At 46.3% G+C, this 9,838-nt stretch carries 8 protein-coding genes, 1 tRNA gene and 1 pseudogene; 6 read left to right on the top strand and 4 right to left on the bottom strand.

Annotated features, from left to right (window positions below):
* From BHV64_RS10730 to BHV64_RS10705, 6 genes and pseudogenes are all read left to right on the top strand, one after another.
* Window positions 1-667, top strand: a pseudogene (locus BHV64_RS10730) (MobV family relaxase); the annotation flags it as partial.
* Between the two features lie 341 nt (window positions 668-1,008).
* Window positions 1,009-1,683, top strand: a complete 675-nt coding sequence (locus tag BHV64_RS10725; protein ID WP_195559108.1) for an SAM-dependent DNA methyltransferase — start codon at window positions 1,009-1,011, stop codon at window positions 1,681-1,683.
* Window positions 1,670-3,157: an Eco57I restriction-modification methylase domain-containing protein gene (locus BHV64_RS10720; protein ID WP_195559107.1), complete on the top strand. Its 1,488-nt coding sequence runs from the start codon at window positions 1,670-1,672 to the stop codon at window positions 3,155-3,157. Before BHV64_RS10725 ends, BHV64_RS10720 begins: the two co-directional genes overlap by 14 nt.
* 144 nt (window positions 3,158-3,301) lie before the next feature.
* Window positions 3,302-4,603: an AAA family ATPase gene (locus BHV64_RS10715; protein WP_195559106.1), complete on the top strand. Its 1,302-nt coding sequence runs from the start codon at window positions 3,302-3,304 to the stop codon at window positions 4,601-4,603.
* Window positions 4,603-5,202, top strand: a complete 600-nt coding sequence (locus BHV64_RS10710; RefSeq protein ID WP_195559105.1) for a hypothetical protein — start codon at window positions 4,603-4,605, stop codon at window positions 5,200-5,202. Before BHV64_RS10715 ends, BHV64_RS10710 begins: the two co-directional genes overlap by 1 nt.
* Before the next feature lie 3 nt (window positions 5,203-5,205).
* Window positions 5,206-7,671, top strand: coding sequence for a GIY-YIG nuclease family protein (locus tag BHV64_RS10705; RefSeq protein WP_195559104.1), 2,466 nt, complete (start codon window positions 5,206-5,208; stop codon window positions 7,669-7,671).
* Between the two features lie 150 nt (window positions 7,672-7,821).
* On the opposite strand, the gene BHV64_RS10700 is transcribed toward BHV64_RS10705, so the two are convergent.
* The 4 genes from BHV64_RS10700 to BHV64_RS10685 form a co-directional block, all read right to left on the bottom strand.
* The gene (locus tag BHV64_RS10700) at window positions 7,822-8,271 is read right to left on the bottom strand and encodes a hypothetical protein (protein ID WP_195559103.1); all 450 of its coding nucleotides are present in this window, start codon (window positions 8,269-8,271) and stop codon (window positions 7,822-7,824) included.
* 3 nt (window positions 8,272-8,274) lie between these two features.
* Entirely contained in the window at window positions 8,275-8,709 is a 435-nt protein-coding gene (locus BHV64_RS10695) for a helix-turn-helix domain-containing protein (RefSeq protein WP_217726949.1), read from the bottom strand.
* A gap of 18 nt (window positions 8,710-8,727) precedes the next feature.
* Complete coding sequence (locus tag BHV64_RS10690; RefSeq protein WP_195559101.1) at window positions 8,728-9,237, bottom strand: hypothetical protein; 510 nt, start codon at window positions 9,235-9,237, stop codon at window positions 8,728-8,730.
* 456 nt (window positions 9,238-9,693) lie between these two features.
* Window positions 9,694-9,764, bottom strand: a tRNA-Cys gene (locus tag BHV64_RS10685).
* Window positions 9,765-9,838: the final 74 nt, after the last annotated feature.

Raw genomic sequence — 9,838 nt, 5'->3', positions numbered from 1 at the left:
CACCGAATACGAACAGACCGCCACGCTCCAGGCGCAGAAGAGCGCCGAACTGAACCGCACCGAGGCCGAGCTGAAGAGTGTGAAGGGCGAGCTGAAGGGAGCCAGGTTAAAAAACGCCGCGGCGGAGGTCGGGTCGAATATCGTCGAGGGGATCGGGGCGATGATCGGCACCTCGCGTATCAAGCGGCAACAGCAGGAGATCGACCGTCTCAACGCGGAGAACGCCGCCCTGCACGAACAGATCGGGACGCTGAACCGCGCCAACCGCGAGGAGAAGGTCCGGCATGAGCAGGCTGAACAGCAACTGCAGGCGAAGCTCGACCGCATCGAACACTGGCTGCCCGACACGCAGACCCTTATCAACTGGGGCGAATACTGCCGCGACATGGGAATCCCGGAGTCGGACGCCCGCGAGATTATCGCCATGAAGCCCATCTACGTCTCCGGTGAACTCCATGCCCGGGAGTATTCGCGACGCTTCGACGTCGCGAATACCGAAATCCGCCTGCAACGCGACCCGAACGGCCCCGGAGGCTTCCAGCTGCTCATCGACCGACAACCCGCACACGCCTGGTTCCGCCAACGGTATGTGGAGCTCATGACCCGCTTGGGCTACCCCGTCCGCCCCGAACGTCCCGTCATCCGGCGACACACCATCAAGCGGTAAATCGAGGACCGAATCTAACCCCCGGATGAAATAAATCCCGGGATTTTTCCTATCTTTGAATCCGTAAAACCAAGAAATAGAATAACGACAAGAGAAAAAGACAATATCAACATATAACTAATTGAGCTTTTAGCTCTTATTCTCGACTTTGCGAAATCTGGTAAATTTTTTGAAGTACACGAGAGTAAGCAGCGGAGGTTCACGTCCATGGGCGTGGACCGTTCGTGCTTATTTGTGTACATAGGTTTACCAGAGCCTGCAAAGTCAAATAAGCGACAACGAATGGTTTCACGCCTTCTTTATGTCGCTTAGCGGAGGGTCGGGGCGAAGCTTTCAAGCCTATGCCCTCCACCAAATCTCATACACCGCAAATCATCTCGCGTCAGCGCGTGGCCGACCACGGCGAGGTCTTCACCGCAGAGCGTGAGGTCAAGGCGATGTGCGACCTCGTGAAGAACGAGACCGAGCGCATCGAATCCCGTTTTCTCGAACCCGCCTGCGGACAGGGCGCTTTTCTGATCGAGATCCTGCGTCGCAAACTCGCCGTCGTGTCGTCCCGTTATGCCGCGACGCAATCCGAATGGGAACGCCATGCCGCGATTGCCGTATCGAGTCTCTACGGAATCGACATTCTGGCAGACAACGTGACGCTCTGCCGCAATCATCTCTACGATACGTTCCTGACGGCATACCAGACTCTCTTCCCGAGGACCATGAAGCCCGCCTGCTGCCGTGCGGTGCGCTATCTGCTTGCGACCAACATTCTTTGGGGTGATGCCCTGACCCTCCAAACCCCGGACGATTCGGCGCGGCCGATTGTCTTTGCCGAGTGGTCGGACATTGGCGGCGGGCGGTTCAAACGCCGCGATTTCATGCTGGCCAACCTGCTGCAAAGCCAGCCGATGGAGGGCCCCAACCTCTTCTCCGACCTCGGAGATGCCGCCTTTATCCCGACCCCCGTAGCCGAATATCCACTTGTCCACTACCTCAAACTCGGAGCCGATGAAGAACTATAACCCCGATGTGCTGACCTGCCTGGCCAATCTGAGCAACGACGAGGTGTTCACCCCTCCGGTCGTTGTCAACCGCATGCTCGATCTACTGCCTGCGGAGTTGTGGCGCAATCCCGATGCGCGGTTCCTTGACCCCGTAAGCAAAACGGGAGTCTTCCTGCGCGAGATTGCCAAACGGTTAATGGTGGGGTTGTGCGAGCGGATTCCCGATCGGCAGCAGCGAGCCGACCACATCTTCACCCGACAGTTGTTCGGCTTGGCCATTACCGAACTGACGGCCCTTCTGTCGCGCCGTTCGGTCTATTGCAGCAAACAGGCGAACGGGCCCTATTCTGTTTGCACGGCCTTTCACGATGCGGATGGAAATATCCGCTTCCGGTCTACGGAACACACCTGGCAGAACGGCCGATGCCGCTATTGCGGGGCGAGCCGGGAGGTATACGACCGAGACGACACGCTTGAAAGCCACGCCTACGAATTTATCCACACCGAGAATCCCGAAACCATATTCTCCGATATGAAATTCGATGTCATTATAGGCAACCCGCCGTATCAGTTGAGCGATGGCGGAAACGGTGCCAGCGCAAGTCCGCTTTATCACAGGTTCGTTCGGCAGGCGCAGAAACTCAAACCTCGTTATTTGACCATGATTATCCCCTCCCGGTGGTTCGGAGGCGGAAAAGGGCTGGACGACTTCCGCCGGGAGATGTTAAACGACAACCACATCCGGGTTCTCGTGGACTATGAAAATGCCTCCGACTGTTTCCCCGGGGTCGATATAGCCGGCGGAGTCTGTTATTTTCTGTGGGACCGGGATAACCCCGGGCTGTGCGATGTCGTCAACATCCGGAACAACGAAACGAGGCACTCCGTCCGTGCGCTGAACGAGTTCGACACCTTCATCCGTCACGACCGGGCTGCATCCATTGTCAGAAAAGTCTGCGCATTCGGAGAGCCCATGATGTCCAATATGGTATCGAGCAGTAAGCCATTTGGATTGCGTACATTTGTGCGGCCTCAGGAATCCGGAGACATTCTTCTGAGGTGGCAAAACGGAGAGGGGCCCTATCGCCGCGATGAGATTACCGTCGGCCGGGAGTTGATTGACAAATGGAAGGTAATCACCTCCTATGTCGGCTATGACCATGCCGGCAATCCGGGCAAGGATGGAAAACGTCGGGTCTTTTCCAAAATAGACATTCTTCCGCCGGGGACCATTTGCACGGAGACCTATCTGGTCGTGGGCAGCTTCGACACGGAGCAGGAGGCAACGAATCTGGTTGCCTATATGAGAACGCTGTTCTTTCGGTTTCTGGTTGCCCAGTGCATGTACTCGCACCACATTACCAAAGAGGCCTATCGGCTGGTTCCTATACAGGACTTTTCCCAGTCATGGACGGATGAAAAGCTCTATGCCAAATATGGGATCACCGACGAGGAGTTTTTATATATTAAAACAACGATTCGCACAATGTAATACGCAACTATTATTATCGTATTAATGTCAAATGAGGACATTTTTCATCCATATTACAATAAATACGATATATAAATTTGCATTTCTATTTATTGTGAGTTATATTTGCGTTGTTTAGTAACCATACAATAATATAACTTAACTATGAAAATATCAAAAATTACAATTGAAGGATTTGCTAACATTGATAAAGTAAGTCTGTCGCTGTCTAATATATGTGCGCTATTGGCCTATAATAATTTTGGGAAAAGTAATATTCTAGAGGCAATCTCTTTTGGCTTCAGGTATCTTATTGCAGAAGCTTCGGAAAAAAAGAATAGGATGAATCGCAGCTTAAATTATATTCCTATAAATAATGCGACTGCGGGTAAAGATTTTTTGTTTGAATTTGAGATTGAGTTTAACAATCAAGGAGTAAAAAGAATTGTTACATATGGCTATAGTTTCTCTTGGCCTCAAAAAAAACAAACCTCTTCCATTAAAGCCGAATACCTTAAGATTAAAAGTACAGAAGATTTAAAGCCCAAATCGTATATTCGTAGAAATGATAGCAGTTGCTTTTATTTATCTTCTGAAGCCGGACGTTGTTCTTCAAAATTAGATATCGATCCTAATCAACTGGCTTTAAACAAATTGAGCAATTATGACAATTTGTTCTATATTGGCATTCTAAAAGAAATATTAAATATAAAGATTGTCGAAACAAATGCATTAGCTGATCCCAAAACATTTTTTAGAACCATCGAGGTCATAAATGGACATACTTCCTTTACGGATGGGATAGATACTATTCCTGATTTTAGCACATGTGCGAATTTTATGTACAATCTGAAAAATTCAGATTCTCATAAATACAATTTATTACAAGATGCAATTAAACAGTTAATTCCTGACATAATAGACTTTGAACCAATCAAAGTAGATCTAAAGAAACAAGTTGCAAAATTTAAAGGGAATAAAGATATTCCATTTGATTTTCCGGAATACATATATGATATTAGAGTACAAGAAAAAAGCCTAAATCAGCAAATAACTATTGAAAAACTATCATCAGGAACAAAAAGAATATTTTATTTACTCTTGATGACGATAGCTGCTGCTCATAACAATGTTCCCTTAATGATGATTGAAGAACTTGAAAATTCAATTCATCCTTCTTTGTTTCAACGATTATTAATTACGATTAGGAGACTTGCTAACGATACTCAAATATTACTAACAAGTCATTCTCCGTATTTACTACAATATTTGAAGCCCGAAACTCTTTATATAGGCATTCCGAATGATGAAAATTTAGCAATATTCAAGAGAGTAAAGCATTCAAAAATTAATTCTTTATTAAAAGAAGCATCGTCGTACGATATGTCTTTAGGTGATTTTATTTTTGATATGCTTGCAGATATTCATGATCAATCTGATGATGTGGTCTCTAAATATTTTGAATAATGGCTGAACATATCATTTTATTCGTTGAGGGCGATACGGACGAAGTCCTATTTAAGAAGATAATTGCTCGTTATAAAGAATTAGCAAATTATGAGTCAAACATAATTTGTCATATTGACAACTTAAAAGGCGTCAGTAAATATACCTCAAAAGCTAAAGGGCGCCTTCGTAATTATTATTTAAAGCATATTCGAAAAAATAAAGGCTCCTTAAAATTTGTGTTTTGTAGTTATGATACAGATGTTTTCGAATTTCAAGCAAACCCTCCTATCAACTGGCCTAATTTAAAAAAAGAGATGCAAGGAATAGTTGGGAAAGGGAAAGTGATACAAATTCCGGTAAAGACTTGTATTGAAGATTGGTTATTATCAGACCTATCCGGTCTATGTAGATATCTAAAAATAAAAGATATACCTAAAAAACTAACAGGTAAAGATGCGTATATGAAAATAAGTAATCTATTCGAGAAAAAAGGAAAAGTATACTCAAAAGGGTACGATGCTGAAAATATTGTACAAAATATAAACATTGATATTATCCTAGATAAACAAAAGGAAGCTCTCAAACCATTAAGAGATCTTTTCATTAAAGACAATTAAGAGATGTTCTTTTTCCCCTCCCGCCCGGCAGCGCATCCGACCATCTATGCCTACGAAGATACCCACCCGCAATACCGTGGGCTGCTGAAGGTCGGATACACCTCCGTCGATGTGCAGCATCGCGTGGCACAGCAATATCCAACGCTGCGGCCCGGAGCGCGCCCCTACCGCATTGTCTTCGAGGAGTCGGCCATGCGTGGCGACGGCACCTCGTTTACCGACCACGAGGTACACCGCGTGCTGCGTCGAATGGGAGTGGAGAATCCCGAGGGAGAGTGGTTCCGTTGTACGGTTCGCGAGGTCCGGGCGGCGGTACGCTCCGTGCGGGAGCGGCGTGAAGCCGAATTCCAACGCACGGAGCATTTTGCCATGCGCCCCGAGCAGGAGGCTGCCGTGGAGAAGACCTGCGAATATTTCCGTGCCTGCCGTGCCGACAACAACCGCACGCCGCATTTCCTCTGGAACTGCAAGATGCGCTTCGGCAAGACCTTCGCAGCCTACCAGCTGGCACGCCGCATGGGGTGGAAACGGCTGCTGGTCCTGACCTTCAAACCCGCCGTGCAGAGTGCCTGGGAAGAGGATTTGCGCACGCATGTCGATTTCGAAGGGTGGCAGTTCCTGTCGCGCAATTCGGAACTGAACTACGAGACGGCCGACCACAACCGTCCGATCGTCTGCTTCGGGTCGTTTCAGGATTTTCTCGGACGCAGCAAGTCGGGCGGCATCAAGTTAAAGAACGAGTGGGTACATGCCATCAACTGGGATTGTGTGATTCTCGACGAATATCACTACGGTGCCTGGCGCGACCATGCCAAGGATCTCTTCGAGAACGAAGACCGCCGCGAACAGGCCTTTGCCGAAGGGGAAGGCCGCGACTGGTTTGACGAGGAGGCGATGCCCATCACCACGGGAGCCTATCTCTATCTGTCGGGAACACCGTTTCGGGCCATCAGTTCGGGAGAGTTCATCGAGGAGCAGGTTTACAACTGGACCTATTCGGACGAGCAACGCGCCAAGGCGTCGTGGAACGATGCCGACGGGCCAAACCCCTACGCCGCCCTGCCGCGCATGGTGATGATGACCTATCAACTGCCCGACGAATTGCGGCAGGTTGCCATCGACGGCGAGTTCGACGAATTCGACCTCAATCTCTTCTTTCGGGCCGAAGGTAACGGCGACGACGCCCGGTTCGTCTTCAAAAACGAGGTGCAGAAGTGGCTGGACCTGATTCGCGGCGCCTATGTCGAAAATATTGTTTCCGACTTGAAGCTGGGGCATTCACGGCCTCCGATGCCCTTCTCCCACGCCCCGCTGCTCTCGGTGTTGACACACACATTCTGGTTCCTGCCGTCGGTGGCGTCGTGTTATGCCATGCGGAATCTGCTTGCCGAGCGTCAGAACCGTTTCTATCAGGATTATCGGGTGGTGGTCGCTGCAGGAAGCAGTGCCGGAATCGGAGTCGATGCGCTGGCTCCCGTGCTGAAGGCCATGGGCAATCCGTTGGAGACGAAGACCATCACGCTATCGTGCGGCAAACTGACGACGGGTGTATCGGTGAAGCCCTGGTCGGGTATCTTCATGCTGCGCAACTCATCAAGCCCCGAAACCTACTTCCAGGCGGCCTTTCGCGTGCAGACGCCCTGGACGGTATGCAATGCCGACGGCGTTTCGCCCAACCGGGTGGATATTCTGAAACAGGAGTGTTACGTATTCGACTTTGCTCCCAACCGGGCATTGCGGCAAATTGCGGATTACAGCTGCCGGCTGAATGTCGAGGAGAATAATCCCGAACGCAAGGTCGAGGAGTTTATCTCGTTCCTTCCGGTGCTGGCCTACGACGGCAGTTCGATGAAGCAGATCGATGCCGCCGGGATTCTCGACATTGCCATGAGCGGAACGACGGCGACTCTGCTGGCCCGTCGCTGGGAGAGCGCCCTGCTGGTCAATGTCGACAATGCAACGCTGCGGCGATTGATGGGGAATGCCGAGGCAATGGCTGCGCTGACGCGCATCGAGGGATTTCGCAACCTGAATCAGGACATCGAGACAATCATCAACAAATCGGAGGCGGTCAAGAAGGCGCGAAAGGAGACCCCGGACGAGGCAATGACCCCGCAGAAGAAACGGGAACTGACCGAGGAGGAGAAGGAGTACAAGAGCCTGCGGAAGCAGATTCAGGAGAAACTGATCAAATTTGCTACGCGCGTACCGATATTCATGTACCTGACGGATTTCCGCGAGCGGAGCCTCTATGATGTCATCACGCAACTGGAACCCGGATTGTTCAAGAAAGTAACGGGGCTGTCGATCTCGGATTTCGAGCTGCTTGTGTCGCTCGACGTCTTCAATTCGGCGCTGATGAATGATGCTATCTATAAGTTCAAGCGTTACGAGGATGCTTCGCTAACCTATGTAGGCATTAATCGACATGCGAATAAAGCTATTGGACTATATAACACAGTCATATAACATAAAACGCTAAAAAGACTTTTTAGTTATATTCCTATCTTAACACTCAACAATAATGAACTTCAACATAATATAGCCATATACAAAAATATCTGCCATCTAATAAATAGATAACAGATATTCATGATTAATATTTTGTACAGAATTGAACTATTGCTCCCGTTTCTGCATGTTGGCCATCATACTGTGTAATACAGCTTGTGCATCAAGCATTGGCAACGGGTATTTTGCCAACGAGGTACCTGCAGTTTTAGCAACGATAATGCCTCGCATAGTTCCAATTGCAACATTAATAAAATGAGGCATTAATTCTTTAATCTCTATCTTATCTTTTTCAATCTTTACAACAGCGTCTATAGGATTTACATTAAACGTAAACGCATAGCGACATTCCAGAAGAGGCGTTTTCTCTACAGCATATTGCACACCAAAAATAAGAGTAATCATACTCTCCTCTTTATTTACCGAAATTGCGTGCGCAAAACCAATATTAGGTCCATTCGGTTCTGATTTTGCCAATAAAGCCTCATCCAAGTTTAACATAAACTTGACTTCAGAAACGGAAACCAAACGAACCTGTATTTTATTATCTTGTCTCATATTCTAGTTTATCATATCATTATTCGCTGTGCAGAACGAAAAATTATTCCACAATACTGGAGTATAATCTGAATTATCTCGTATGGAAATCGATTTTGATCTATTAGATATATTAGTCTTCGGAGATGAATCTATCAAATTAATAAAAACATATTCATTGTTAGTTTTATGCTCCCCGGCAACTTCAATAATAGGTTCTTCTAAGACAGCTGAGATCTTCGCAATAGTTCTTAAGGTAAAATTATGAGCACCTTTTAACCATTTTGATATCTCAGATTCTTTTTTACCTATCATAGCAGCAAAATCCTTCTGTGATATTTTTCTATCAGATAATATCTTATCTATCTTATTGGCAATATCAAAAGACAGATCTATTTCTATCGTAATATCGTTTGGGACATTTGCCAAACATTCATTAAATAATTTTTCTGTCTTCATAGCTATATGCTTTTTATATTAAATTTCTATAATAAGTTTATCCTTCAATATAACGGTCTTATCGATAATCTTTATTTTACCTTGCCCCGTAAATTTTGTTATAACATGGTCTAATTTTGCTAAATCGGAGACATAAGTATTCAGTTCTTCATTATCGTTATATGCATTGCCGTATTTTATACCTCCATTACCAAGGATTAGAACTTCATCCGATATCCGCAAGCAATATAATCGTAATGTTCCACTACCTTTTTTTCTTCTCCTTATATCTAGTGGAATTGCAACAACCCTATCATTGATTTTACTTTCACATGTTCTAAAAAGCCGTTCGGAGGCCCCTTTGGCAATTATTTTTCTCAAGATCGCTATTATACGATTGAAATCTTCTTTAAGTATAGGGTCTGCGATATCTTTATATTTAGACATAAAGTCCATAAATTCAGTTTCTGCTTTATCTAAAAACTGAATAGTATAGACCCCGACAGCATCATAGATATCTAGGCGTCTGATCTCCAGCGATTTCTTCACTTATAAGTGCATTTTGGATATGCAAAGATAATACCTTTTTAGAGATTTGATACTAAAATTTGCAGAAAAATTAAATTATAAGTGAATTTTTACATATACCCCACAATCAGTATATCGGTATTTCTCAACTAAAACACCGCCTCATAACAAAGGAACATCGCCTAAATTTATAGTCAGCCATGAGTATCACCCGAAAAAAACTTCTCAGCAAAAGAATTTAATAAAGCTAACAATAAAAAAGACCGCTTAGGATAAAGTATCTACGCACCCAAACAATTCTCCAAAATAACTTACGTATCAAGAAGGCCAAATATTTTATCAATCAAAAAACAAATCAGCACTATCAATGAGCGACCAAATCAAGGACCTTGAAGATATGCCGTACAGCCGTATGACAAATGTATGACAAAACAAAAAGAAAACCGCGTTGCAGACATCTGCAACGCGGTCTCTGTGAGGTCTGAAGCGGATTCGAACCGCTGTACAAGGTTTTGCAGACCTTTGCCTAGCCACTCGGCCATCAGACCATCATCTTTCCCGCTGCGCCCTCTCTACACCAACCTAACCCTATCAGCTCTCTCCGCTCCCTTTCACACAACCG

It is taken from the genome of Alistipes sp. 56_sp_Nov_56_25 (assembly GCF_001915285.1).
GTDB lineage: Bacteria > Bacteroidota > Bacteroidia > Bacteroidales > Rikenellaceae > Alistipes > Alistipes shahii.
Note: the sequence above shows the minus strand (reverse complement) of the source record. Positions and strands in the feature narration are given on the sequence as shown.

Coding starts and splice junctions, on each gene's coding strand:
- BHV64_RS10725 (WP_195559108.1), top strand. CDS start 1,009: ATGCCCTCCACCAAATCTCATACACCGCAAATCATCTCGCGTCAGCGC.
- BHV64_RS10720 (WP_195559107.1), top strand. CDS start 1,670: ATGAAGAACTATAACCCCGATGTGCTGACCTGCCTGGCCAATCTGAGC.
- BHV64_RS10715 (WP_195559106.1), top strand. CDS start 3,302: ATGAAAATATCAAAAATTACAATTGAAGGATTTGCTAACATTGATAAA.
- BHV64_RS10710 (WP_195559105.1), top strand. CDS start 4,603: ATGGCTGAACATATCATTTTATTCGTTGAGGGCGATACGGACGAAGTC.
- BHV64_RS10705 (WP_195559104.1), top strand. CDS start 5,206: ATGTTCTTTTTCCCCTCCCGCCCGGCAGCGCATCCGACCATCTATGCC.
- BHV64_RS10700 (WP_195559103.1), bottom strand. CDS start 8,271: ATGAGACAAGATAATAAAATACAGGTTCGTTTGGTTTCCGTTTCTGAA.
- BHV64_RS10695 (WP_217726949.1), bottom strand. CDS start 8,709: ATGAAGACAGAAAAATTATTTAATGAATGTTTGGCAAATGTCCCAAAC.